25 protein-coding genes are annotated in these 26091 nt (G+C 54.6%); 16 read left to right on the top strand and 9 right to left on the bottom strand.

Annotated elements, in window-relative coordinates; all coding sequences use genetic code 11:
• Window positions 1–9 precede the first annotated feature (9 nt).
• The 9 genes from WKJ04_RS05780 (at window position 10) to WKJ04_RS05740 (ending at window position 8225) form a co-directional block, all read left to right on the top strand.
• Entirely contained in the window at window positions 10–486 is a 477-nt protein-coding gene (locus WKJ04_RS05780) for a DUF4442 domain-containing protein (RefSeq protein ID WP_337879547.1), read from the top strand.
• A gap of 63 nt (window positions 487–549) precedes the next feature.
• Complete coding sequence (gene gmk, locus WKJ04_RS05775; RefSeq protein WP_337879546.1) at window positions 550–1182, top strand: guanylate kinase; 633 nt, start codon at window positions 550–552, stop codon at window positions 1180–1182.
• Between the two features lie 47 nt (window positions 1183–1229).
• Window positions 1230–1505 (top strand): DNA-directed RNA polymerase subunit omega, encoded by a 276-nt coding sequence (gene rpoZ / locus WKJ04_RS05770; RefSeq protein WP_337879545.1) that lies wholly within the window; start codon window positions 1230–1232, stop codon window positions 1503–1505.
• A gap of 102 nt (window positions 1506–1607) precedes the next feature.
• Window positions 1608–3728 (top strand): bifunctional GTP diphosphokinase/guanosine-3',5'-bis pyrophosphate 3'-pyrophosphohydrolase, encoded by a 2121-nt coding sequence (gene spoT / locus WKJ04_RS05765; RefSeq protein ID WP_337842768.1) that lies wholly within the window; start codon window positions 1608–1610, stop codon window positions 3726–3728.
• Window positions 3729–3734: 6 nt separating this feature from the next.
• Window positions 3735–4127, top strand: a complete 393-nt coding sequence (locus tag WKJ04_RS05760; RefSeq protein ID WP_337879544.1) for a RidA family protein — start codon at window positions 3735–3737, stop codon at window positions 4125–4127.
• Between the two features lie 8 nt (window positions 4128–4135).
• Window positions 4136–4921, top strand: coding sequence for a transporter substrate-binding domain-containing protein (locus tag WKJ04_RS05755; RefSeq protein ID WP_337879543.1), 786 nt, complete (start codon window positions 4136–4138; stop codon window positions 4919–4921).
• A complete protein-coding gene (locus WKJ04_RS05750; protein ID WP_337879542.1) occupies window positions 4921–5607 on the top strand; it encodes a transporter substrate-binding domain-containing protein in 687 nt (228 codons plus the stop codon). The genes WKJ04_RS05755 and WKJ04_RS05750 overlap by 1 nt, the downstream gene beginning before the upstream one ends.
• A gap of 80 nt (window positions 5608–5687) precedes the next feature.
• Window positions 5688–7769 carry an ATP-dependent DNA helicase RecG gene (recG, locus tag WKJ04_RS05745; protein WP_337879541.1) on the top strand — a complete coding sequence of 694 codons (2082 nt, stop codon included), beginning with the start codon at window positions 5688–5690 and terminating at the stop codon, window positions 7767–7769.
• Between the two features lie 57 nt (window positions 7770–7826).
• Entirely contained in the window at window positions 7827–8225 is a 399-nt protein-coding gene (locus WKJ04_RS05740; protein ID WP_337879540.1) for a VOC family protein, read from the top strand.
• Between the two features lie 8 nt (window positions 8226–8233).
• Here the strand turns inward: WKJ04_RS05740 and rarD are convergent, their stop codons facing one another.
• From rarD to WKJ04_RS05725, 3 genes are all read right to left on the bottom strand, one after another.
• Window positions 8234–9133 carry an EamA family transporter RarD gene (rarD, locus tag WKJ04_RS05735; protein ID WP_337879539.1) on the bottom strand — a complete coding sequence of 300 codons (900 nt, stop codon included), beginning with the start codon at window positions 9131–9133 and terminating at the stop codon, window positions 8234–8236.
• Window positions 9134–9245: 112 nt separating this feature from the next.
• Window positions 9246–9749 carry an arsinothricin resistance N-acetyltransferase ArsN1 family B gene (locus WKJ04_RS05730; RefSeq protein ID WP_337879538.1) on the bottom strand — a complete coding sequence of 168 codons (504 nt, stop codon included), beginning with the start codon at window positions 9747–9749 and terminating at the stop codon, window positions 9246–9248.
• A gap of 435 nt (window positions 9750–10184) precedes the next feature.
• Complete coding sequence (locus WKJ04_RS05725) at window positions 10185–10637, bottom strand: thioesterase family protein (protein ID WP_337879537.1); 453 nt, start codon at window positions 10635–10637, stop codon at window positions 10185–10187.
• A gap of 102 nt (window positions 10638–10739) precedes the next feature.
• On the opposite strand from WKJ04_RS05725, the gene recQ reads away from it, so the two are divergent.
• Window positions 10740–12563 (top strand): DNA helicase RecQ, encoded by a 1824-nt coding sequence (recQ, locus tag WKJ04_RS05720; RefSeq protein ID WP_337879536.1) that lies wholly within the window; start codon window positions 10740–10742, stop codon window positions 12561–12563.
• A 61-nt stretch (window positions 12564–12624) separates the two neighbouring features.
• Here recQ and WKJ04_RS05715 read toward each other — a convergent pair whose 3' ends face one another.
• The gene (locus WKJ04_RS05715) at window positions 12625–12948 is read right to left on the bottom strand and encodes a cytochrome c (RefSeq protein ID WP_337879535.1); all 324 of its coding nucleotides are present in this window, start codon (window positions 12946–12948) and stop codon (window positions 12625–12627) included.
• Window positions 12949–13114: 166 nt separating this feature from the next.
• Between WKJ04_RS05715 and WKJ04_RS05710 the strand changes: the two genes are divergently transcribed.
• From WKJ04_RS05710 to WKJ04_RS05695, 4 genes are all read left to right on the top strand, one after another.
• A complete protein-coding gene (locus tag WKJ04_RS05710; protein ID WP_337879534.1) occupies window positions 13115–14563 on the top strand; it encodes a YdiU family protein in 1449 nt (482 codons plus the stop codon).
• A 4-nt stretch (window positions 14564–14567) separates the two neighbouring features.
• On the top strand, window positions 14568–14882 hold the full coding sequence (locus tag WKJ04_RS05705; RefSeq protein ID WP_337879533.1) for a DUF3630 family protein: 315 nt from the start codon (window positions 14568–14570) through the stop codon (window positions 14880–14882).
• Entirely contained in the window at window positions 14883–17768 is a 2886-nt protein-coding gene (locus tag WKJ04_RS05700; RefSeq protein ID WP_337879532.1) for an EAL domain-containing protein, read from the top strand. It abuts the gene before it with no gap.
• 178 nt (window positions 17769–17946) lie between these two features.
• The gene (locus WKJ04_RS05695; protein WP_337879531.1) at window positions 17947–18585 is read left to right on the top strand and encodes a YkgJ family cysteine cluster protein; all 639 of its coding nucleotides are present in this window, start codon (window positions 17947–17949) and stop codon (window positions 18583–18585) included.
• Between the two features lie 26 nt (window positions 18586–18611).
• Here WKJ04_RS05695 and WKJ04_RS05690 read toward each other — a convergent pair whose 3' ends face one another.
• The 5 genes from WKJ04_RS05690 to WKJ04_RS05670 all read right to left on the bottom strand — a co-directional run bounded on the left by WKJ04_RS05690 (window position 18612) and on the right by WKJ04_RS05670 (window position 23218).
• Window positions 18612–18995, bottom strand: a complete 384-nt coding sequence (locus WKJ04_RS05690; RefSeq protein WP_337879530.1) for a hypothetical protein — start codon at window positions 18993–18995, stop codon at window positions 18612–18614.
• Window positions 18996–19034: 39 nt separating this feature from the next.
• On the bottom strand, window positions 19035–19421 hold the full coding sequence (locus tag WKJ04_RS05685; protein ID WP_337879529.1) for a hypothetical protein: 387 nt from the start codon (window positions 19419–19421) through the stop codon (window positions 19035–19037).
• A gap of 67 nt (window positions 19422–19488) precedes the next feature.
• Entirely contained in the window at window positions 19489–19926 is a 438-nt protein-coding gene (locus tag WKJ04_RS05680; protein ID WP_337879528.1) for a hypothetical protein, read from the bottom strand.
• Between the two features lie 24 nt (window positions 19927–19950).
• A complete protein-coding gene (locus tag WKJ04_RS05675; protein ID WP_337879527.1) occupies window positions 19951–21357 on the bottom strand; it encodes a sigma-54 dependent transcriptional regulator in 1407 nt (468 codons plus the stop codon).
• Entirely contained in the window at window positions 21347–23218 is a 1872-nt protein-coding gene (locus tag WKJ04_RS05670; RefSeq protein ID WP_337879526.1) for an ATP-binding protein, read from the bottom strand. The genes WKJ04_RS05675 and WKJ04_RS05670 overlap by 11 nt, the downstream gene beginning before the upstream one ends.
• A gap of 285 nt (window positions 23219–23503) precedes the next feature.
• Here WKJ04_RS05670 and WKJ04_RS05665 point away from each other — a divergent pair, with 285 nt between their 5' ends.
• Together WKJ04_RS05665 and cydB are read left to right on the top strand one after the other, a co-directional pair.
• Window positions 23504–24913: a cytochrome ubiquinol oxidase subunit I gene (locus WKJ04_RS05665; protein WP_337879525.1), complete on the top strand. Its 1410-nt coding sequence runs from the start codon at window positions 23504–23506 to the stop codon at window positions 24911–24913.
• Window positions 24913–25956 carry a cytochrome d ubiquinol oxidase subunit II gene (gene cydB / locus WKJ04_RS05660; RefSeq protein ID WP_337879524.1) on the top strand — a complete coding sequence of 348 codons (1044 nt, stop codon included), beginning with the start codon at window positions 24913–24915 and terminating at the stop codon, window positions 25954–25956. The genes WKJ04_RS05665 and cydB overlap by 1 nt, the downstream gene beginning before the upstream one ends.
• Window positions 25957–26091: the final 135 nt, after the last annotated feature.

Raw genomic sequence — 26091 nt, 5'->3', positions numbered from 1 at the left:
GAGCAGAACATGAACGCATTACGCAAAGCCAACTGGCAATTATGGTGGTTTGGGTTTCGTTACATTCCCCTGATTGGCTTTTGCAGACCCAGGATTATTGAACTGGATGACCAACGCACCGTGATCCGGATGCCGCATCACCGCCGTACCAAAAACCATCTTGGCAGTATTTATTTCGGCGCTTTGGCCATAGGCGCCGATTTAGCCGGCGCCTTTCTGGTGTTTCACAAAGCCCGCCAGCGTGGCTTGTCGATCCATTTTGCCTTTAAAGACGTGAAAGGTGAGTTTTTAAAACGGCCTGAAGCCGATGTGCATTTTGTCAGCAATGACGGCGCCTTAATCGACCAGATGATTGAGCAGTCGCTGCAAAGCGGTGAACGGGTGAATCAGACGGTCACTATTCATGTGACCTGCCCTTCGCTGCATGGCGACGAAGTGATGGCCCGCTTTGAGCTGACCCTGTCGATTAAAGCGAAAAAACGCTGAGTGGTTGGCAGTCACACCGCTCAGCGCTAAAATCGCCTTTTGGCTACAACAGCAGACAGCGTCATGCAGGACTTACCAGGTAATCTCTTTATTATTTCGGCACCAAGCGGCGCCGGCAAATCCACGCTGATTAACGCGTTATTAAAAAAGCACGCCGATATGCAGCTCAGCATTTCGCATACCACCAGAGCGCCACGCCCTGGTGAGACCAATGGCGTACAGTACCATTTCACCGACGTCCCCAGCTTTCAACAGCTGATTGAACAGCAACAGTTTCTCGAGTGGGCCGAAGTATTTGGCAATTATTATGGCACCTCGAAAAGCGCCATCAGCGACCAGCTGGCCCGTGGCATTGATGTATTCCTGGATATTGACTGGCAAGGTGCCCGTCAGATGAAAGCGCAGCTGCCTTTTATCAGCAGCATTTTTATTCTGCCGCCAAGCGTTGCCGCACTGGAGCAGCGCCTGAACCAACGTGGACAGGACAGCGCTGAAGTGATAGCGGGCCGGATGGCTCAGGCCCGGGCAGAAATAAGCCATGCTGACGAGTACGATTACTGGATAGTCAACGACAATCTGCAGCAGGCCATTGCTGAATTTGAAGCGGTGATCCTGAGCCATCGCCTGCGCAAAGCCAAACAGGTGCAACGCCAGAGCGCGCTGCTGACGGGCCTGTTGGCGAATCCGGCCAAATAGAGTAGACTATGCGGTCTTAATTTGAACCTATATCACTGGAGTGGCTGATGGCTCGCGTAACAGTTGAAGATGCAGTAAATAAAATTGGTAACCGCTTTGATTTGATCCTGGTCGCCGCACGCCGTGCCCGCCAGCTGTCAGTGGAAGGCAAAGAGCCAATGGTGGATCCGGAAAACGACAAAGCCACTGTGATCGCCCTGCGTGAAATCGAAAAAGACCTGATCACGGAAGACATCCTGAACCAACAGGAACGTCGTGACCAGCTGCAGCAGGAAGCCTCTGAAATGGCTGCCGTTGCCGCCATCATCGGTTCAGACGACTAAGACCGCCTCTCCCGTGCCAACGGCGCCCTGCCGTTGGCAACTGCTCTAAATCCACGTATATTCAAAGAGCACGCCCATGCGTGGTGGTCTGGGGAGTTCTGAATGTATTTGTTTGAAGGCCTGAAGCAGCAAATCAGCGCGTATTTGCCACCGGAGCAAGTGGCTCAGGTGCAGCAGGCTTATGTGGTTGCGCGTGATGCGCACGCCCCGCAAATCCGCTCCAGCGGCGAGCCTTATATTACTCATCCTGTCGCAGTCACCAGCATTCTGGCGGATATGCGCATGGACCATGAAACCCTGATGGCCGCCTTGCTGCATGATGTGATTGAAGACACACCGGTCAGCAAAGACGAATTGGCCCGTCAGTTTGGTGCCACTGTGGCTGAGCTGGTGCAAGGGGTCAGTAAGCTTGATAAGGTCAAATTCAAGGACTTAAAAGAATTTGAAGTGACCAACCTGCAGAAAATGTTTATGGCGATGACCCAGGACATCCGGGTGATCCTGATTAAACTGGCCGACCGCACTCACAATATGCGTACCATAGGTGCCCTGAAGCCGGAGAAACGCCGCCGCATTGCCCGCGAAACCCTGGAGCTGTACGCCCCTATCGCCAACCGCCTGGGTATTCACCATATTAAAAATGAGCTGGAAAACTGGGGCTTTAAAGCTTTATACCCTATGCGTTACCGGGCGCTGGAAACCGCGGTCAAACAGGCGCGCGGCAACCGCAAAGAAATTATCGAGAAAATCCAGAACGAAATTGAACAGCGTATTCGTGACGCAGGCATTGAAGCTGAAGTGGCAGGCCGGGAAAAACACCTGTACAGCATCTACCGCAAAATGAAAAGCAAAGAGCTGATGTTTAACGACGTGATGGACATTTATGGCTTTCGCGTGCTGATCAACAGCATCGACAACTGCTACCGGGTGCTGGGCGTGGTGCACAATCTGTTCAAACCCATTGAAAGCCGCTTTAAAGACTATATTGCTATCCCCAAACAAAACGGTTATCAGTCGTTACATACCTCTTTGATCGGCCCACACGGTATTCCGGTGGAAATTCAGATGCGCACCCGCGAAATGGATGAAATGGCGGACAAAGGGGTGGCTGCACACTGGTCCTACAAAGGCGCCGGAGAGACACAAAACACCACAGCACAAATTCGGGCTCAGCGCTGGATGCAAAGCCTGCTCGAACTGCAACAAAGTTCGGGCAACACTTATGAGTTTGTGGAAAATGTTAAGTCTGAATTGTACCCGGACGAGCTCTATGTGTTTACGCCCAAAGGCAAAATTGTGGAGCTCCCTATTGGGGCCAATGCAGTGGATTTTGCCTACACAGTGCATACCGACATTGGCAACCGTTGTGTCGGAGCCAGGGTTGACCGCAAGCCTTACCCGCTGAACAAGCCACTGGAAACCGGCCAGACGGTCGAAATTATTACCAGCCCTGGCGGTAAACCCAACGCCAACTGGCTGAACCATGTGGTGACCAGCCGCGCCATTTTAGGTATACGTAACTACCTGAAAAAACAACAAATCAGCGAAGCCATTACCTTAGGTCGCCGCTTGCTGACGTCCGCTTTGGGTGACACTAAACTCGAATCCATTCCCATGGAGCGTATTGAACAGGTGCTGCAGAGCACCACACAAAAATCGCTGGACGAGCTGTTGGTGGAAATTGGTCTGGGCAACCAACTGCCTATCGCCATAGCCCGGCGCTTGTTGGGAGGCTTTGAATCCGGTGATGAACAGGCACTGCCACTGGCCCCAACCGACAAACCGAAAGCGCTGATCATTGGCTCTGAAGGCATGTTAGTCACCTTTGCCAAATGCTGCCGCCCTATCCCGGGGGATGACGTCGCCGCCAACGCCACGCCAGGCAAAGGCCTGAACGTACACCGCGTGGAATGCCGCAATATTCGTGGTTGGGAAAAAGAGCCGGGTAAATACTTCCCGGTGCGCTGGGACAAAACCGGTGATAAACAATTTCTGGCGGATATCCGCGTCTTTATCGTCAACAAGCAAGGCATGCTGGCCAAACTAACCACTGTGATTGCGTCACAGGATTCCAATATTCAGGACTTAGCCACAGACGACAGAGACACCGGCGAGTATGTGATCAAAATAACCCTGTCCGTCCGCGACCGCATTCATCTGGCCAATGTGATGCGTAAAATCCGGGTATTGCCGGATGTGATTAAAGTATACAGAAGGAAGTAACCACAGATGTCTAAAGTCATCATCAGTACAGACAAAGCTCCTGCCGCTATTGGCACCTACAGCCAGGCAGTCAAAATTGGCACCACAGTTTATCTGTCCGGTCAAATCCCGCTGGTACCGGAAAGTATGCACATGGTATCTGACGATTTTGCCGCTCAGGCCCAGCAAGTGTTCCAGAACCTGGCCGCCGTCTGTCAGGCGGCAGGCGGCAGCCTGAATGATATGGTCAAAGTGACTATCTTCCTGACTGATTTAAGCAAGTTCGCCACCGTCAATGAAATTATGAGTCAGCATTTCAGTGCGCCCTACCCGGCCCGCGCTGCAGTGCAGGTCAGCGCTCTGCCCCGGGGCGCCCAGATCGAAATTGACGGCGTGATGGAAGTTCCTTCAACCAATTAGGTGTGTCTATGTGGTCCAGGCTGCTCGCGTCGCTGTTATTGCTCAGCCACTCTGTGTGGGCAGAACAGGTGCACCCCACGCTGACCTGGTGTCTGGACCACTTTCCGCGTTTTCATGCCTATGAAGATGGCAAGGCCCCTTATGGCCCTTCGGTCGATTTGATGCAGGAACTGGCGAAACGTGCCGGTTTTACCCTGAAATTTACCGCCAGAACCCCGTCTGCCCGCTGTTTTCGTCAGATGGAAACCGGTGACGTCGATCTGATGAGCAACCTGAACTACACCGACGAACGCGCCACTACGATGTGGCTGTTTCCTTACAATGAACGTATCGCTGAATCCCTGTATTTGCTCGGGTCTGACAGCAGAGCCATCCAGGCGCTGAACCAGCTGGTCACTTTGCGTATTGCCACGGTGCGCAATTACACTTACCACCCCAGCCTGATGAAAATGATGAGCGAATCGTCCCGCCATGTTGAAATTGACAGCATCGCCACCGGCTTTGAAATGCTGTTGCGGGGCCGCGTCGATGGCCTGGTGGTTCCAACCCAAAGTTCATTGGACGTGATTGCGCAGAAGCAGGAGCTGCATTTTAAATTTCGCCGCGCCCCTGTCGATTTTTCGGTAGTCGAAAAACGTTACATTAATATTGGCCTGTCCAGAAAGAGCCCTCATTTACAGCTCAAACCACAAATCGAAGCTGCTATCGCTGCGATGGTGGCAGACGGCACTGTCAAACGGCTATACGCCTTTGATCCGCTGACCCAAGGCCCGACCTACCTGGTCGAACCCTGATGCGCCATCTTTGGTTGCTTCTGCTGCTGGTCAGCGGCCCGCTGCCAGCCAGGGATCTGCTCTGGTGTCTGGATAATGCACCGGGCCGGCATCAGTTTGATGGCGCTGAACCCAAAGGGCCCGTCGTTGATCAGGTACGGAAGTTCGTTGCGGCGGCCGGTTTTGGTGTGAGCTTTACTCCCCCAACTCCGTTATCCCGTTGTCTGCGACTGATGCAACAAGGCCAGGTCGATTTAATAGCCCGCTTAAATTATTCGGATGAACGGGCCCGTATGATGCACCTGCTTCCTTATGGCCAGGCCCAACCAGAATGGTTGTACCAACCTAAGCAGGCTAAAGCCATTCAGTCGCGTCAGGAGTTGCTCCACTACAGACTGGGTGTAGTGCGTGGCGCGGTTTACAGTGCCCCTTTACTGCAGGATTTACCCTCGCTGAAAACCACGGAAGTGAGTTCGCTGGAACAAGGGTTTGCCATGTTGGCTGCAGGCAGGCTGGATGCGATGGTGGCGACCAAAGCCCAAGCCAGAGATTTGCTGGCGGCCAAACCAGACCTGGCGTTGCAGGTGAAAGCCGCGCCATTGCAACTGGCCACGCAGGTGCATGGCGCCATTTACCTCGGCCTGTCCCGTCAGCGTCTGACCGAAGAAGAACGTGCCGCTATCCAGCGTGCGAGCGTCCGCCCATAAGCCAATTTCACAGCGCTGATTGTCCAAGCCAAGCCTGAACAGGTAAACTGAAGCCATTCAGTGAGTTATCAGGCTTTATTTTGACGGTTACCGCTTTGGATGCTGTCGCTATCCATCAACTCAAAGGCGTAGGTGCGAAAAATGCCGAACTGCTGCACAAGCTGGGTATCCAGAGCGTGCAGGATTTGTTATTTCACCTGCCGTTGCGTTACGAAGACCGCACCCGGATTTATCCCATCGCCCATCTGTTGCCAGGTATGCAGGCCACTGTGCTGGGCGAAGTGCTGTCCAGTGATGTGATCTTTGGTAAAAGACGCAGCTGGCTGGTCAGCATCCGTGATGGCAGCGGTATTCTGACCTTACGCTTTTTCCATTTCAGTGCAGCACAGAAAAATGCGGTCAGCCCAGGTGTGCTGCTGCGCTGTTATGGGGAAGTCAAACGCGGCAACCGCGGTGTGGAAATGATGCACCCGGAGTACAAGGTACAGAAAGACAGCACTGAGCCCGATATGGCGGAAAGCCTCACACCGGTTTACCCCACCACCGAAGGCTTAAAACAAGCCAGTTGGCGCGCCCTGACCGAACAGGCGCTGCAGTACCTGCAACGCAGCAGCCCGGTCGAATATCTGGCCCCAGTGCTGGGCGCCCAGGCCTGGTCACTGGCCGACGCTTTACGCTATCTGCACAGGCCCCCCCCTGATGCGTCCTTAACCCTGCTGGAGCAAGGCCAGCATCCGGCCCAACAACGGCTGATTTTTGAAGAACTGGTGGCGCAGCAGTTGTCGATGCTGCAAATTCGTAAGCAAAGCCGTCAGCAACCAGCCCGCTCCTTTCAGATCAAGATCAGTCTGGAACAACAGCTGCTGGCACAACTGCCCTTTGCGCCAACCAAAGCGCAGCAACGCGTGGTGCAGGAAATTCGTGCCGATTTAGCCCAGCAAGCCCCTATGCTGCGGCTGGTGCAGGGCGACGTTGGCTCAGGTAAAACCCTGGTGGCCGCCTTGTCGGCGCTGACAGTGTTGGGTCAGGGCGCGCAGGTGGCCCTGATGGCGCCAACCGAACTCTTGGCGGAACAGCATGCCAGCACCTTCAGGCGCTGGTTGGAACCCCTGGGGTTTCAGGTGGCCTGGTTATCCGGCAAAAGCACGGCCAAACAAAAGAAACTGCAGCAGGACAGGGTGGCCAGCGGTGAAGCCAACATGGTCATAGGCACCCATGCGTTGTTTCAGCAACAGGTTGAGTTTCATACCCTGGCACTGGTGATTATTGATGAACAGCATCGTTTTGGTGTGCATCAACGGCTGGAGCTGCGCGAAAAAGGCACCACGACCGGCTTTTCCCCACACCAGCTGGTGATGACCGCCACCCCTATACCCCGGACCCTGGCAATGACAGCTTATGCAGACCTCGACACCTCCATCATTGACGAACTGCCTCCGGGCCGGACGCCAGTGACCACAGTGGCCATTCCGGACAGCAGGCGTGCTGAAGTGACAGAGCGGGTACGTCAGGCCGTGCAGCAGGAAGGCCGGCAAGCCTATTGGGTCTGTACCCTGATTGACGAATCAGAGCAGCTGCAGTGCCAGGCCGCCGAAATTACCGCAGTGGAGCTGGCCGAAGCCCTGCCAGAACTGAAAGTGGGTTTGGTGCATGGCCGCTTAAAACCGGCGGAGAAACAGCAGGTGATGGATGCCTTTAAACAAGGCGGACTGGACCTGCTGGTGGCCACCACTGTGATTGAAGTAGGGGTGGATGTCCCCAACGCCAGCCTGATGATTATTGAAAACCCGGAGCGGCTGGGTCTGGCCCAGCTGCACCAGTTGCGTGGCCGGGTGGGCCGTGGCAATGCGGTATCGCATTGTGTACTGCTGTACCACGCACCGCTGTCCGCTACAGCTCAGGCCCGGCTGGCGGTGTTGCGGGAGAGCAATGATGGTTTTGTGATAGCGCAAAAAGATCTGGAGATCCGTGGCCCCGGTGAATTGCTGGGTACCCGTCAGACCGGCCAGGTGAACTACCGCATCGCGGATCTCAGCCGGGATGCCGACCTGATCCCTGGCGCCCAGCAAGCTGCGGTGCAGTTGCAGCAGCAGTACCCACAGCATATAGCCCCTTTGGTGCGGCGCTGGCTGGGTTACAAAGAAATTTACGCTCAGGCCTGATCACTGGGCTTAGCTTTGATAGGCTTACAGCAGAACTGCCATTGCGGGAGTAAAGTGATGTTTCAGATTAAAGGCCTTGATCATCTGGTCCTGCGGGTGCGGCAGTTGCAGCCCATGTTGGCGTTTTACCAGCAGCTGGGCTGCAGCCTGGAACGGGTGGAAGCTGAGCAGGGCCTGTATCAGCTGCGTGCCGGAGCCCAACTGATTGACCTGGTACCGGTTGACCAACCGTTAGGGGCTGCAGGCGGCGCAGCTCCCGGTGTTACAGGGCGGAATCTGGACCATTTTTGCCTGCAAATTCAGCCTTTTGAACCTGAAGCTATTCAGGCCTGGTGCCAGGCCCGGCAGATCCCCTGCTCCACTGTCGCCGAACGTTACGGCAGCCTGGGCTTTGGCCCCTCTTTGTATATTCAGGACCCGGAAGGCAACAGCATCGAACTAAAAGCCGGCGCCTGAGCCCAGAGTTAAGCCTGCGGCTTTTTCTTTTTTAGCTGCAGCACGGCATCTGCACTGTACAGCAGCAACGCAGCCCAGATAAAACCAAAAGTCACCAGCTTGCTGTCGGTCAGGGGTTCGTTATACAGCCAGACGCCAAACACAAACATAAAACTTGGGCCTATGTACTGAAAGAATCCCATAGTGGACAGCTGTAGCCGTTTGGCGGCAGCGATAAAACACAGCAGCGGCACCGTGGTGACCAGACCGGCTGCCATCAGTACCAGATTCAGGGTCCAGCTGTTTTGGCTGAAATCAGCCGCACTGCTGTTGGCAAACTGCCACCAGTACCACAGCGCCAAAGGGGCCAGTAACAGCGATTCCACAAACAAACCGGTAATGGCATCCACCGCCAGTTTTTTGCGAAACAAGCCATAGAGTGCAAAGGTACCGGCCAGCACCAGCGCAATCCAGGGCACAGAACCAAAGGTGAGCAGCTGGATCAACACCCCCGTGACAGCCAGCGACAACGCCAGCCACTGAAAGCGGCGCAACCGCTCACCAAGAAACACCATGCCCAGCAACACATTGAGCAGCGGGTTAATGTAATAGCCCAGACTGGCATCCAGCATATGGTGGTTATTGACCGCCCAGATAAACAACCCCCAGTTGGCACCGAGGATCAGGGCTGTGCCAAGCAGTGCCAAAACCAGCTTGGGTTGTTTCAGCACCGCCAGCACTTTGTCGCTCTGACGCATGGCCCAGACAATCAGTACCAGCAGCACTAAAGACCAGACTATACGGTGCACCAGAATTTCTTCGGCAGGCACAAAATCAATTTGTTTGAAGTACAGAGGCGCCAGGCCCCATAAGGTGTAGGCAGTGGCGGCAAAAGTGCCGCCAATTTTCTGCGCCGGACTAAAAGACATGAACTTTACTCAACAGAGCGACTTAAAGGTCCGTATTGTACTGAAGCACAGCGTCACACCACAGCAGAAAAAACCGGTTCTGGCCGGAAACACTGTGTTTTTGCCTGAATTGCTACAAGAGCTTTTGCCAATAGCCCACATCCAGCCATTGCCCGAATTTATAACCCACCTGACTGAAGTGGGCAACTTTGGCAAAACCGCATTTTTCATGCAGCTGCACACTTTGCCGGTTGGGTAAGGTAATGCCGCCCATCACGGTGCGAAACCCCAGCTCCTTCAGGCGTGCCAGCAACGCCATATACAACTGGCTGCCATAACCGCGGCCAGACAGATCTGCTTTTAAATACACTGTACTTTCGGCAGAAAAACGGTAAGCACTGCGCAGCCGCCATGGGCTGGCATAGGCATACCCCAGTACCTCGCCTTGTTCCAGCAACACCAGCCAGGGAAAACCGGCCTGCTGCACTTCGGCAATACGTTCCGTCATCTGAGCTTCGTTTACCTGCTCTTCTTCAAAGGTGACGCTGGTGTTCAGTACATAGTGGTTGTATATGGCGGCAATAGCAGCGGCGTCGCGAGCCGCAGCATTTCTCAGTTCGGTGCTTTGGGTGATCACAGTGTTTGTCCTTGGTCAGTGGAACACAGGGGCTGAGGTGAGCATAGTCAGCCATTTATGCATCAGACAACGTCTGGCTGGTTTTTGCAGAGTAACAGGCGTGAAACTGGCAGCAAGAATCACAGATCGAGGTAGCATCTTGCCCGGCCTTTTGCAGAGCAAAAGGCGTTCGCCCGGCAGCAAGAATCACAGATCGAGGTAGCATCCTGCCCGGCCCCTCGCAGAGCTCGGGGCGTGAAACTGGCGGAACGCAACATTGGTTGCGTTCCGAAAGACCAGCATCCTGCCCGGCCCCTCGCAGAGCTCGGGGCGTGAAACTGGCGGAACGCAACATTGGTTGCGTTCCGAAAGACCAGTATCTTGCCCGGCCCCTCGCAGAGCTCGGGGCGTGAAACTGGCGGAACGCAACATTGGTTGCGTTCCGAAAGACCAGTTTCACCCCACCATATAGGTGCCGGTGCCTAGGGCGAGGTGGGTGCCGGATTCGTTGTGCAGTTCCATCCGGCAGACGCAGACTTTATTGCCGCTGCGGATCACCACGGCACTGGCGATAAATTCTTCACCCCGGCCTGGGCGCAGGTAATCGGTGCGGATGTCGATGGTGCTCATTTTGCCGAGTTTTTCCTGCAGCTCAGCGGCCGGTACCTCACCCAAACGGCTTAAAGCGCTGGACACAGCCATCAGGCCCCCAACCACATCCAGCACTGAGGCGATCACGCCCCCATGCAGAATTTGCTGCACCGGGTTACCGACCAAATCCTGTTTAAAAGCAAAACGCACTTCAGCCCTCGCTTCATCAAAACCTGTGACTTTCAGACCCAGCAACTGGTTAAAAGGCATCTGGTCAAACACCTGGGCTATATAAGGCAATAACTGTTCAGGCTGCATCCATCAATTCCAACTGGTAAGAGGAGATTCACTTTAGCCAATACCAGGCGGTGAAACAAGCGAACAAAACCAGCTAACACAGCGCCGCAGAATTTCAGTACAATGCCCGCCTTTGCAGCACAACACCACAGCATGTCCGACACCGATTTATACAATCTGCTCAAACAAGCTTTTGGCTACAGCCAGTTCCGCTCTGGCCAGCTCGAGGTCATTCAGGCTTGCCTGAGCGGCCAGGATTGTTTTGTGCTGATGCCAACAGGTGGTGGTAAATCCTTGTGTTATCAGCTACCTGCGCTGTTGTTGCCACAGGTCACTGTGGTGGTGTCCCCTTTGATGTCGCTGATGAAAGATCAGGTGGATGCGCTGAAAGCCAACGGCATTGCGGCGGAGTTTCTCAATAGCAGCATCAGCCGCGAACAGATGCTGGACGTGTTAAACCGGTTGCGTTACGGCGAGTTAAAGCTGCTGTATCTGGCACCTGAGCGTTTGTTGCAGCAGGATTTTATGCAACGGCTGCAGGAGGTTGGCGTCAGTTTATTTGCCATCGACGAAGCGCATTGTATTTCGCAGTGGGGCCATGATTTCCGGCCGCACTACACAGCGCTGGCTCAACTGAAACAGCAGTTTCCTCAGGTGCCTGTGATGGCGCTGACCGCCACCGCCGATCCGGCCACCCAAAAAGACATCCGCCAGCAGTTGCAACTGCAACAGCCTTTTATTTCAGTGGGCAGCTTTGACAGACCCAATATCCGTTACACAGTGCAGGAAAAGTTCAGCGCGCTGAACCAGTTGGTCAGTTACCTGAAAACTCAGGAACAGCACAGCGGTATTGTCTACTGCAACTCACGGAAAAAAGTCGATGATCTGGCGCAGCAGCTGAAAGACAAAGGTTTTGCCGCCGGTGCTTATCACGCCGGGCTGAGCCATGAAGAACGCATGCAGATCCAGGACGCTTTTAAACGCGATGAGCTGCAGCTGATTGTCGCCACTGTGGCTTTTGGCATGGGTGTGAATAAATCCAATATCCGTTATGTGGTGCATTATGAACTGCCCCGCAGCATTGAAGCTTATTATCAGGAAACCGGCCGCGCTGGCCGCGACGGCGTCGCCGCGGAAGCCCTGATGCTGGTCGACCCGGCCGATATTGGCCGGATGCGCAACTGGATAGCTCAGGATCAAAGCAGCCAGACCGAAGTGGTGCTGCAACGTTTTAACCAAATGGCCGCTTTTGCCGAAGCCCAGACCTGTCGCCGCCTGGTGCTGCTGAATTATTTTGGCGAAGCCAGCCATCAGCCCTGCGGCAACTGCGATATCTGCCTCGACCCGCCGCAACGTTTTGACGGCACCGAACTGGCGCAAAAGGCCCTGTCCTGTGTGTACCGGGTCGGCCAGAGTTTTGGCATGAACCATGTGATCGATGTACTGCGCGGCAGCCATAACCAACGTATCAGCGAGCTGGGTCACGATCAGTTATCCACTTATGGCCTGGGCAAAGAGCAATCACATGACTACTGGCTCAGTATTCTGCGCCAGCTGGTGCATTGTGGTTTGCTGCAGCAGGACATCAGCCAGCATTCGGTGCTGAAATTATTGCCAGCCGCCCGGCCTGTACTGCGCAGCGAACAGCCATTGCAGCTGGCGGTGCCCCGGCTGGTGCCAGGCAAAAGCCAAAACAAAACCAGCCTCAACCTGCTGTACGACAAAGCCTTGTTTGCCCGCCTTAAAGCGCTGCGCAAACAACTGGCAGAAAAAGCCGATGTTCCACCTTTTGTGGTGTTTTCCGACGCCAGCCTGATGGAAATGGCCCAGCAGTGCCCCACCACAGCGCCGGAGTTTCTGGCGATCAGTGGGGTCGGCCAGACCAAGCTGGCCCGTTATGGATCTGAATTCCTCGACTGTATTGCTGATTATTTAGCTGGCGACTAAGAGACAGGACAGACCCAGCTGGCCTTATCGCAGGCACTGAAAATCCAGATGCCCATGCCGGCTATTTAGCGGCTGACTGAGCCGGCAGGCTGGCAAAATACGCTGCCAGGTTGGCAATATCCGCGTCGGTTAAGCCATTGGCCATAGGTGACATCACCGCATGCTTCCGGCCACCGTCCCGGTAAGCAGTAATAGCCAGCTGCAGGTACTTTTCTTTTTGCCCGGCCAGGTTCGGGTAATCCGGCATCATCGACACACCGTCCGCCCCATGGCAGGCGGCACAGACCGCGGCCTTGGCCTGACCTGCGGCTTTATCCTGCGCCAAAGCGGTAAAAGGAGCCTGCCACAGTACCAACGCCAACAGAATGACTGCATTTTTTTGCATACTTACCCTCCTCGGGTCCTTTGTTGTTGTTTGCTTTTCCACCATTAAAGTGGCAAGTGCTTGTTTATACAAGTGAGTTACCGCAGAAAAGCCGTTTTTGCCGACAAAAACCTTGAGCCTGCGCCGCTGCAGCGAGACAATACAAAGCCTTGAGCGGGAGAAACCAATGCCTGTGCAGTTACAAAATACCTTTACCGAACAGCTGGGCGATTTAGGCAGCCCTGTGGCAGTGACGCCTTTTGCCGCCCCCAGGTTGCTGTTACACAGCCCTGAAACCGCCAGCTTGTTAGGTTTTTCCGCCGATTTCTTTTTACAGCCCGACGCCGCCGATTATTTGTCAGGAAAGAAGCTGCTGCCCGGCAGTCAGCCTTTTGCGCAGAAATACACAGGCCACCAATTCGGCCAGTACAACCCGGATTTGGGCGATGGCCGGGGCTTATTATTGGGTGATGTGCAAGGCTCGGACGGCCAGCGTTATGAGCTGCATTTAAAAGGTGCAGGCCGCACGCCTTATTCGCGTTTTGGTGATGGCCGAGCCGTGTTGCGCTCCAGCATCCGTGAGTTTTTAGCGTCCGAAGCGATGCACCACCTGGGTATTCCAACCAGCAGGGCTCTGAGCCTGGTCGGCAGCACCGAAGCTGTACAGCGCGAAACCACAGAACAAGGCGCCATGATGATTCGGGTTTGCCCCAGTCATATCCGCTTTGGCCATTTTGAGTACTGCTTTTACCAGGGCGGCGAACAGGCGCTGCAGCGGCTGGTCGATTTTTGTATCAGCCAGTATTTCCCCGACTGCGCCCACGCCAGTAACCCGGCGCAAGCACTGCTGCAGCAGATTGTGTTGCGCACGGCCCGTTTAATAGCGCAGTGGCAGGCGGTAGGGTTTAACCATGGCGTGATGAATACCGACAATATGTCAATTCTCGGCATCACCTTCGACTATGGTCCTTACGCCTTTTTAGACGACTATCAACCGGGTTATATCTGCAACCACTCGGATCACAGCGGCCGTTATGCCTTTGACGAACAACCCGGAGTGGCGCTGTGGAACCTGAACGCGCTGGCCCATGCCTTTTCGCCTTTGGTGCCGGCGGATGCGCTGCGCCAGACCTTAAGCCTGTACGAAGCTGAACTGGTCAGCTGTTATATGCAACTGATGGCGAAGAAACTCGGATTGGACAGTTACCGCGAAACAGACCGGGCCCTGATAGGCCGCTGGCTGGCATTGCTGCAAAGCCAAAAACAGGACTACAGCCTGTCGATGCGCCGGTTGGCTCAGTTTAGTGCCGACAGCCAGGCCACAGTGCTGCGTGACCATATGCTGGATACCGCTGCGTTTGATCAATGGGCCAATGACTACCGGGCGCGGCTGGCGGACAATGCCCTGGCGGAGGCGGCCAGAGTGCAGCAAATTGAACAACACAATCCGCTTTATGTGCTGCGCAACTACCTGGCTCAACAGGCCATCAGCGCGGCTGAACAAGGCAACAGCCAGCCGCTGACTGAGCTTTTTACTGTGCTGAAACAGCCCTATACCGAACAGCCGGGCAAAGCGGCTTTCGCCGCCCCTCCCCCCGACTGGGGCAAGTCGATGGAAATTTCTTGCAGTAGTTAACCCCATGAGAAAAAACAGTTTTATTGTGCAATACCCGCAGTTAGATGCACAGATTTACCTGACACCTTTACAGCCACTGCGGTTCGAACACTGGCTGCAGTGCAAAGGCTGGTTCGCTGGCACTGCCATCAGCCCCCTTGCGCTGCAGTACGGTGCTGATTTGGTCGAACTGCAACTGCGTTATGCAGGTGAAGCTTTTACCCTGCATTTCGAAGATAACAGCGAAAGCTGTTGGGTCAGCGCTGACAGTGCGGCGGCAGCCATGCTATTGTCTGAATTAGCCAATCTATTCAGACAGTTGGAACTGACGGGGTTTTAATTGAACAAAAGCTGGGTCGTATTTTTCAGCCTGTTAGCAGGGCTAGCGCTGGTGTCACCCTGTCAGGCCTTTTTTGCCGAGCTGACCAAGTTTGACAAACAGCAGCCCCAGCTGGACCTGAGCCCCAGCCTCTACATGCAACAAACCGACACAGAAACCCGGCTGGAAGAGCTGGTGTCGGATCCGGAGCGGCACCACGGTTTTCGGCTATTAAGTGAAACCGGCCTGAGCCAAATCAGCACCCAACAGGCGGTCTGGTTATTTGCCCGGCTGGCCTATCAGGGCCAAAGCCCGGCTGACACCATTCTGCACTACGACTTTCCGCTGGCCGATCAGGTCGAAGTCTACAGTTATGACCGCAGCCGCAATGAAATTCAGTTGTTGCACCGCACCGGCTCACAAGTGCCGTTTCTGGAGCGGGGGCTGCCTTACCGCAGTTTTGCTTTTGCTTTTCATTTTGAACCCGGCCAGGAAGTGGATGTGTTTATCCGGGTGCTGGACGCCGGCATAGTGCCGCTGCAACTGGTGCTTTGGCAACAACAGGATTTTGTGCTGGATCAGCTGTACAAAAACATTCTGGACGGCTTGTTGTGTGGTGTATTGCTGCTGATGGCCTTTTATAAATTGTTTCTGTTTGCCGCCAGCCGCGAAGCCATTTATCTGTATTTTTCCGGTTTCTTTTTTGGCAGTGCTTTGGTGCTGGCCATTCTGAATGGTCTGGCCTTTGCACTGTTATGGCCTGGTTATCCGGAAATTAACCAGGCCATATTGTACGTCGCCACAGGTGGCACACTGGCCTGTTTAAGTCTGTTCAGCTGGGCGGTCATCCAGAAACCGCAGTTTTTGCTGGGCCGTTTCAGTTTCGCCTTATGCCTGTGCAGCGCGTTGTTGTTGTTGTTCAGCCCGCTGTATTTGTCGAATACCGACAGGTACTGGCTACTGCTGGCCAGCATTGGTTTTTCTGTGCTGGTGAATCTGTGTTTTGCCTGCTGGTATGCACTGCGTGGAGGCCGTGCCGCCCAGGCCTTTGCACTTGGCTGGTTTTTATTTTTTGGCTGTATTTTATTGCTGGCGCTGTCGCAAACCGGTTACCTGCCGGCCAAACAATCCTGGCAGGCTCTGTTACTGATGGCCGTCACCGGCAGTATGGCGCTGATGAGTTATAACCTGCTGAAGCAGCAACGGGATCTGCAAGTTGCCCCTGTGCTCAACCCGCAACTCAGACAACTGCAGCAGTACCATGATATTTTCCACAACGCCGTGGAGGGAATGTTCACCTCCACCACCGATGGTCAATTGATCAACGCCAACAGTGCCTTGCTGAGAATCCTGGGGTACGACTCATTGGCGCAGATGAAAGCCGATGTCAGCCGCAGCAGTATGAGCCGCTATTATGCCAACCCGGCCGACCGGCAACGTATGCTGCAACAACTGCAGCATGACGGTAATAAGAACTTTGAAATTAAAGGGTTGCGGGCTGACGGCACCCCATTTTGGGCACTGATGTCGGCGCGTTTGTCTGTGCACGACCAAGACCAGACGCCTTACGTGCATGGCTCTATCATTGATATCACCGAACAGAAACGTAATACAGAGCAGCTGGATTATCTGGCCAACCATGACAGCCTCACCTCGCAGTACAACAGGCACTACCTGATGGGGCAACTGCAGCTGCAGCTGGGGCAACCCTCCAGTGCAGTGCTCCTCTACCTGGACATTGACCAGTTTAAGCTGGTCAACACCACCTGTGACCATACCGCAGGTGATGCCCTGCTGTGTCAGCTCAGTAACCAGCTGCTGCGGGTATTGGCCGGGCGTGGCGTGTTGGCCCGGCTGGAGAGCGACGAATTTGCGGTATTGTTGCCAGGCCAAAACAGCCAACAGGCCTTTGCAGTGGCTTATCAGTTGCTGGATAGCGCCAAAGAATACCGTTTTATCTGGCAGGACAGCGTCTTTAACGTCAGCCTGAGTATTGGCATGGCGGAAAAACTGCCGGATGAAGCCAATGTGGAACACTGGCTGAAACGCGCGGACGCCGCCAGCTTCGTTGCCAAAGAAAAAGGCCGTAACCGTATTCATTTGTTTAATCCGGACGATGATGAGCTGAAAAAGCACCAAAAAGAGGTGTTATGGCTGAAACAGCTGCGCCAGGCGCTGGCACAGGATCAGTTTGTTTTGTATAGCCAGCAGGTGCAGGCGCTGCAACATCAGGACAAAGGCCTGCATTATGAATTGCTGCTGCGCATGCAGCTGGATGATGGCAGCCTGATCCCACCCGGCAGTTTTTTAACTTCGGCCGAACGCTACGGCCTGATGCCACAAATTGACCGTTGGGTGCTGAAACAGTATTTCCGCTGGTTGTGCAGCCAGCCGGCACATCTGGAGCAGTTGTGGCTCTGCAATATCAACCTGTCCGGCGCTTCCTTAACCGACCCTTTGTTTAAAGCCTATGTGCTGGAACTGTTTCAGAGTTACCGCATTCCGTACCATAAAATTTGCTTTGAAGTGACCGAAAGCATGGCCATCCTGAACCTGCAGCATACGCTGGATTTTATGGCCAGCCTGCGCGCCTGTGGCTGCCGTTTTGCTCTGGACGACTTTGGCTCCGGCTTTTCATCCTATTCCTACCTGAAAAACCTGCCGGTCGATTTTGTCAAAATTGACGGCAACTTTGTGCGTGACCTGCTGCAAGATCCCTTTGATCGCGCCATAGTGCAATCCATTCATGACATAGCCACAGTCATGGATATTCAGACAGTGGCTGAGTTTGTGGAAAGCCCGGAAATAGCTAAACATCTGACCGATATGGGAATTAACTTCGGTCAGGGTTATGGCATCGCCAAACCCCAGCCTTTGTACACAAACGACAAGGCGCCCCCCAGGTAGATTGGCATTGCTGCGCGGCGACAAATCTGTGTGACTGGGGCGAGCTGGAGCTGTCAATAAAGCTGCAGCGCCAAGAACGACGGGGGAAGTATATTTTCAATGCCCTCTTGCGGCCAAGAATTCGCCCTCATTACAATAGCGCCCACCCCAGTTCCGGGGTCCTTTCTTCGGAGAATTTATGCAGCGGCTGCGTGGTTTAGCGGAGCAGCTCGGCGTTGTGTACCAGCAGATCAGTGACACCTACAGCACTTATCAGCGTCAGCGCGAGTTGTTTTGTCGTAGTGGTTGTGGTGAATGTTGTCTGCACCCCGGTATTGAAGCCTCGGTGCTGGAAATGCTGCCCCTGGCAATCAGGTTGTATGACGAAGGCACAGCAGAGCAAACGCTGGAAGCCTTACAACAACATGAAAAACCAGGTTGTTTTTTTTATCAGCGCTTTTCCGAAGACGGTAAACAAGGCCAGTGTGGTGTTTACCAGCAGCGTCCGGCTATTTGCCGTTTATTTGGCGCTGCAGGTTATACAGGCCGTGAGGGCCAGGTGGAGCTGTCGGTGTGCAAAGTGATTAAAGCTGACCACCCACAGGCCTTAAAAGACAGCCTGATTGCGCTGGAGTCCGACCCTCCGCCTATGATCCGCAACGGCAAAGAGCAGGTGCGGCAAATCGATTACGAGCTGGGTGGCCGCAACCTGCCTATCAACGACGCCATGGTGCAGGCGCTGGAAAAAGTGCTGTTTGAAGGCTATTACGCCAGTATGGCCGAACCTGAACCTGTGATCCCTTTGGACGACCCGCTGGATTACGCCAGGCCGGCCTGAGTGATTTCGTCATCAAAAAGCAGCCTTCAGGCTGCTTTTTTTGGTTCTTTTTCCGGTGCAACAGGTGGTGCTGTATCTGCAGCTTTGCCCGACTCAGGCGGGCTTGCAGCAGGCTTCGCGGCAGGTACTGGCGCCGCTTTTTTTAGTGGCACAAAAGCGGCCACATTGGCATGAGGGATCAACATCACCTGCTTTTCGTAATACAACACCAAATAGCCACTGGTGCGGCTAATCAGCTGTACCGGCTGTAGCATCCGGGTTTCCTTGCCACCCGGGTTCATCGGGTAAATCAGACTCAGGCTGAATTCTGGGTTGGCTTTGTCCTGGATCTCCTGATAAATCTGCTGAGCTGCAACCAACCCGGAAAAGTAAAGATACGCCATACCACCGAAGACAGCTGACAACCACATGGGTATCCACCTGGTCATGCGCTGGGTCCATTCCATGGCCTAGGCATAACCGCCCCACCACTGACGGCATTTTTTATCCAGCACAATCAGTGAGAAATACAGCAGGAAAAATAACGCTGATATCACCAGAGAACGCGGATTCACGATGGCGGCAAGTAAAAAATCCGTCAGTTCCAGGTAAGGCAAAATACTGAAATCAAAACGGCTGAGCAGCTCAACGGTTAAAAACAACCCCAATGAACTTGCCAGTAAATAAAATAAGGTGAGCGCCAGGCTGGGATGCTTCAGCAACAGGTGCCGGCTAAAACCGAGCATATTTTTCAGACTTTGTTCAGCCCGGACAGAATGCGGGTAAAGTGGCTGCTCATCCGGCAGGTTTTCAGCAGATGCCACCGCTGAATTTTCGGCTAATTGAACTTCTGACACCTGAGTTTCCAATCCTTGTTCACTGTGAACTGTACTTTAATGGATTGGCTGCTTGAGTGACAAATTTTTAACTTTCATCCTGATATTCTTTGTCACCACTGATGAGTCCGCTTCGCCCACGCTGCTGCAACAGTTGCCGCGCATAGCTGGTGGCGGTGTCGATATGGCCAAAATACAACGGCTTATGGCTGCTGTCGTATTTAAAGTCCAGCAGCTGTTGCTGCACCTCGTTTAAGCCGACAAAACAGCGCAGCACACAGGCATGCTGGTCTTCCCAGCCGATAAACTGCTGCATTTGCGCCAGTGCATCTGGCGTCGCCAGCGCCCAGTGCTGCATATCCATCACCCGCACCCAGGGTTTGCCACCAAAGGCCTGCACCTGCTGCTGTACCTGACGGATCAGCTCTGTGGTAACGGCCTGTGTCCAGGCGCCCTGAATACGGCAAATCAGCACCTGCTGCTGCCATTCCAGTTGCAGCGCCTCTGATAACTCTTTGTCTGTCATAGACTCCCCTTCGGCTGGTGAAAGTTAATCGTCTATACCTGTATGGCTTAAACCATAGCGTTCCAGTTTTTTTAATAAACCCTGACGGGAAATACCCAGGGTACGGGCGGCCTGGCTTTTATTGCCTGCATGCTGCTGTAAGGCCTGCTGAATTAAGCGGATTTCCAGTGCTTTTACCTGCTCATCCAACCCACCCAGCATGGCGCTGTCCAATAATTCAGTGTGATCGGCCGCCCCCTGACCGTCCAGATGCAGCAACTGAATATCGGACAGCCGGATCACGCCCTGCTGGGCAATAGCCGCCACACTTTCCAGTGTATTTTTCAGCTCCCGCACATTACCCGGCCAGTGCTTTTGCAAAAACCACTGCATGGCACCGGTTTCCAGTTGAAACGCCTGCCCCTGCTGCTCCTTCAGCTGCTCGAGAAAAAACCGGATCAACAGCGGAATATCTTCGCGGCGCTGGTCCAGCGCCACAGTTTCCATCGTGACCCCTTTAATACGGTAGTAGAGATCTTCACGGAACTTTCCTTGCCGGACCAAATCGGGCAGGTTGGCGTTGGTGGCAGAAATCAGCCGGATATCAATATGTTGCATCTCGCGCCCACCCACAGGGTAATAACTGCCCTCCTGCAGTACCCGCAGTAGTTTGACCTGCATGGGCAGCGGCATTTCGCCTATTTCATCCAGAAACAGGGTGCCACCGTCGGCCAGCTTCAGCAGGCCCTGGCGGTCTTTGTCTGCGCCGGTAAAAGCCCCTTTGACATAACCAAACAGCTCACTTTCCAGCAATTCAGCCGGAATAGCACCGCAATGCACCGACACAAAAGCTTTGTCGGCTCTGTTACTCAGCTGATGCAGCGCTTTGGAAATCACCTCTTTGCCGGTGCCCGACGGCCCCGTCACCAGCACCCGCACCTCAGTCGGCGCAATACGCTGTACCAGGGTGCGGATACTTTCCATATGGCCGGAATGCCCGGCCAGGCTGGGCAGAGGGCTGCTGAGGGGCGCCGCCTGACGCAGTTGCAGCAGCTCTTTTTCCAGCTGATGTTTGGTCACTGCACGTTTGACCACCACCGCCAATAAATCCGGATCTATGGGCTTGGCAATAAAGTCCCAAGCCCCCTGACTGATCGCTTTCAGGGCCAGATCCCGTTCGGCATGGCCGGTCAGAATAATCACAGGCCGACTGGCCAGCTGCGGCACCAGGTTCAGCGTCTGTTGTGGGTCAAAATGCGGTGGCAGCGCTAAATCCAGCAGAATTAAATCGGCATCAAACAGCCCCAGCTGAACCATAGCGTCATCCACGCTGGCGGTGCTGACCACCTGATAACCCTGTTGCTGTAAAAATCGTTCGGCCAGCAACCGGAACGCTGGTTCATCGTCCACTATCAGCACTTTGGCCGCTACATCTTTGCCTTTAACCAGCATCGGCAGGCTCCTTTGGTAAACTGAATTCAAATGTCACAGCCCAGCCCAAATCGGCTCTGTGGCTGATCTGGCCTTTATGGGCATCCATAATACGTTTAATAATGGCCAGCCCCAGGCCACTGCCGCCGGCTCTTTTGCTGATAAAAGGCCGGAACAGCTGGGCAGAAACCGCCGGGTCCAGTGCAGGCCCGTTGTTATGCAGCCGCAGCCTGACCTGCCCCGGCAGTTCAAGCGCTTCAATGCAGAGTTTTGCATCCGGCTGGTTACGTAAAAAGGCATGAGCATTGTCCAGCAGGTTCAGCAGCACCTGCTGCAGACGGTGGGGGTCGGCCCAAAGCCATAGTTCAGCCGGAACCTGTAAACTCAGCTGCACCTGCTGCCAGTCCAGTTGCTGCAGCAGGCTTTCTATCAGAGGCCGCAGCGGCACCTGGCTATAATTCAGCTCCAGCCGGCCTGAGTACACCAGCATGTCAGAAATCAGCCGGTCAGCCCGCTTCAACTGCTGCTGGATATGACCACGCAGCTCCGCATCCACACCGGCAGACGCCATCGAAATAATATTCAGCGGGTTGCGCAGTTCATGCGCCATAGAAGCCGCCAGCGCGCCCATTTCCACCAGATGTTGCGACGATAAACGCTGCTTTTCCGTGTCGGCCAGCTGCAGGCTTTGCTGCAAAGTGGCACAGCGGCTTTGCAGCAGGGATGCAAACACCTGCACGACCAGCCGCAGCCCTGGCGTCAGCTCCTCATCGCCCGTGACCAGACACTGCCAGTGCCCCTGCTGCTGCGTTGCCGTCAGTCGCAAATCGCCGTCACCGGCCTGCACCCTGTCCAGCTGCACCAGCACGGCTTTTCCCAGTTGGCTGGTCAGCAGTTGCTGGGCTGTGCCGGCCAGTTGTTGCCAGTCAGCCGCGCTGGCCAGCTGCAACTGCCAGCGCTGCAGTATGTGTTGGTCCAGCCGGGCTCCGGGGTAGATCAACCGCTCAGCCAGACGGGCCACAGGCCGGTAACAGGCGGCGGTCAACAGCAACACCAGGCTGGAATAAAGCCAGAGCTGCCAGACAGGCACTGTCGCCAGCGTCTGCATCCCCAGCTGACCAAACACAGTGCTGATCAGTGCTATGACCAGCAGCAACAGCAGGCTCATCACCAGCCAGAGCAAAGCCCGGTTGGCTATCGCATTGGCCGCCAGCATCTGATAACGCACCACCCCATACACCAGCAGCACCGGGTATGTGGGCAACAGCAACATAGGGTACGGAAACCAGTCCAGACCAAAAGACGGGAACACGAAACTGGTGGCCAGCAGTAAACCCCAGCCACCCGCCAGAAACATGGCACCAATAGAGCGTTTTTTATTGCCACTGTGATGACGCCAGCCGTACCAAAGCACCGCATGAGCAGCAACGCCAAGCAGCACTGTGTACAGCAGGTTCAGCCAGCCGTAGCCACTGAACACAAAGACCACAGGCAAGACCGCGCCCGGTACCAGTTCACTGGCACCAAGACTCAGGCTGAGCAGGATCACCAGCACAGAGGCAAAATACAACCAGCCAATCGCCGCCGACAGTCGTTCCAGCCAGGGCCTGTCCGGCGACCCCTGCCGCACAAACTGAATGGCAAAATGCAGAAAAAAGGTCGGCATCAAGGGATTGGCCAGCAGCAGGCTGCTGCCAAGCACAGGTTGCTGACGCAACACAAAAATATGGCCCAGACACCAGAGTGCCATCATGGCGCCAAAACCAGCCAGCCCAGCCAATAACCGCTGGTAGCGCGAATGCCACCATAACCAGCCAGCCATCAGTGCAGCACAGGCGGCCGTCAGCAGCATCATCAGTTCAAAAACCAGTACCAGCCCCATCTAAATCGTCAACCTTATTGACATGCCGCTCCTTTTAAATCGTAAATCATGTTTACACTCATTTCAAACAACTTAAAAAAACCAAATAAAAACAATAAATTAATTTTAGAAAAGTTTTGGCCTGATTTTCGCAATCCCCAGGAGTGATTTGCTAAAGCTGTCAACGGAGAAGATAAATGCCCGACCTGTCGTTACTTATGGCCGAATTTGTAGTGCTTGGCAGCCTGCTGCTGTGCTGCTTAGCCCCAGGCCTGCTTGCCAGCCACTTACGGAAGGACACTTAAGATGGAATTGGATGTTGCGCTGCTGTCCAGGCTGCAATTCGCTTTTACCGTCAGCTTTCACATTATTTTCCCGTCTATCACCATTGGCCTGGCAACCCTGATTGCGATTTGGGAAGCTTTGTGGCTGAAAACCGGTAATCCGCAGTATCTGCAACTGGCCAAATTCTGGATTAAACCTTTTGCTATCACTTTTGGTATGGGGGTGGTGTCCGGCATCGTTTTGTCCTACGAATTTGGCACCAATTTCAGTAAGTTCTCCGAACTGGCCGGCGCCGTACTTGGCCCCTTGATGGCTTATGAAGTACTGACCGCCTTTTTCCTTGAAGCCGGTTTCCTCGGCGTGATGCTGTTTGGCTGGCAACGCGTCAGTGCCAAAATGCACTTTTTCGCCACTGTCACAGTCGCCATCGGCACCTGGATTTCAGCGTTCTGGATTATTGCCGCCAACTCCTGGATGCAAACCCCGCAGGGCCACCAATGGGTCGACGGCAAACTGGAAGTTGCCAGCTGGCTGGAGGTCATTTTTAATCCGTCCATGCCCTACCGGCTCAGCCATATGCTACTGGCGGCCTTGATCACCGCAACTTTTGTCGTCATGGCCACCCACGCCTGGTACTTAAAACGCGGTGAACATCAGGAGTTTGGCCGTAAGGGCTTGTCGATGATGCTGTGGTTTGCCTTGGTACTCACCCCGCTGCAGGCCTGGGTCGGCGACTTGCATGGCCTGAATGTGAAAGAGCATCAGCCCATCAAACTGGCGGCCATGGAAGGGATTTGGCCGGAATCAGAGACCAGTGTGCCACTGCTGCTGTTTGCGCTGCCCGATATGAAAAACGAAACCAATCACGCTGAAATTGCCCTGCCTGGGGTGGCCAGCCTGATCCTGACCCACAGCTGGCATGGCGAGCTGCAGGGGCTGAAATCGGTGCCCGCCGCCGACAGGCCCAATGTGCCACTGGTGTTTTTTTCGTTCCGCATCATGGTGGGCATTGGCGTGCTGATGATAGGCGTGGCGTTGCTCGGCAATTACCTGCGCTATCGCGGCACTCTGTATCAGGCCCACTGGTTTTTAACACCTGTCAGTTGGCTGGCGCCAGCAGGTGTGATTGCCGTATTGGCCGGCTGGTATGTGGTGGAAATAGGCCGGCAACCCTGGCTGGTCTACGGCCTGATCCGCACCAGCGACGTGGTCAGCCCCTTACCGGCTGAACGGGTGCTGTTTTCACTGACGCTCTTTGTGCTGGCTTACAGCCTGCTGTTTGGCGTTTACCTGTATTTTATGCGCAAGCTGATCAAAAAAGGCCCGGCGCCGCTGGAGCTGTTGCAACAACAGCGCATCGGGGTAAAAGCCTCCGGGTATGCCTTGTCTTTTACCAAACAACTGGCTGATGAGTCCGAAGGAGCGCGCTAATGGAACTGTCACTGAGCTTACCTTTGTTTTATTTCCTGCTGCTGGGCTTTGCGGTGCTGATGTACGTGCTGCTGGACGGTTTTGATTTAGGCATCGGCATTTTGTACCCCTGGTTTAATTCTGACGCCGAACATGACCATCTGATGCGTTCGGTGTCCCATGTCTGGGACGGCAATGAAACCTGGCTGGTGTTTGGTGGGGTGATTTTGTTTGGCGCCTTTCCGGCCGCTTATGCCGCTATCGCCTCCCAGTTCTACCTGCCAATAGTGCTGATGCTGCTGGGCCTGATTTTCCGCGGCGTCGCCTTTGAATACCGCTTTAAATCCGACAGCTCCAGACGCTGGTGGAATACCGCTTTTGCCGCTGGCTCCAGCCTGGCCGCTTTTTGCCAGGGCCTGATGCTGGGCACCTTGGTACAAGGCTCGGCAGACAGCCTGTTAAACCAGTCCAGCCTGAACTGGCTGAGCCCATTTAGTCTGTTTTGTGGTTTTGCCGTGATGGCGGGTTACGCCTTGCTCGCCTGCTGTTACCTGGTGATGAAAAGCCGTGGTGAGCTGCAGCAAAAAGCGGCCCGTTATGGCCAGCGCCTGTTGCTGGCTGTGATGTTGTCGATGCTGCTGGTCAGTCTCTGGACTGTGCTGATTGAAGCAGATATCCGGCAACGCTGGTTTGGCGGCTGGCATGGGTTGTGGTTTGTGCCTCTCCCTTTGTTGTCCGTGCTGGCCGCCCGTTTATTGTTTCGTGACCTGGGCCGGGTGCAACGCCAACTGGTGGCAGCACAAGTGGTGCACAGCCGCCATGAAGACCGGCCTTTCTGGCTGGCTGCCAGTCTGTTTCTGTTCGCCTTTGCTGGCCTGGTGGTCAGCATATTCCCTTACCTGTTGCCACGGCAGCTCGATTACCTGCAGGCCGCTGCGCCAGACTCCAGCCTGCAGTTTATGTTGCCGGGGATTTTTATTTTCGTGCCGCTGATCTGCGCTTACACCTTCTGGGGTTACCGCATTTTCGCCGGTAAAGTGGAAGATTTTCAGGAGGGCTACTGATGCCAGACTCCATCCGGAAATCCCGCCAGCAATGGCTGTGGTTTGTCGCGTTTTATCTGCTGGGTGTCTCATGCCTCTCAGCGCTGGCTTTTCTGCTGAAATGGGGAGTAAGTTTCCTCTAAGCGTTTAAAAATC

This window comes from Rheinheimera sp. (assembly GCF_037442345.1).
Classification (GTDB): Bacteria; Pseudomonadota; Gammaproteobacteria; order Enterobacterales; family Alteromonadaceae; genus Pararheinheimera.
The sequence above is the reverse complement of the archived record's forward strand: the minus strand, read 5'-3'. Positions and strand labels throughout refer to the sequence as shown.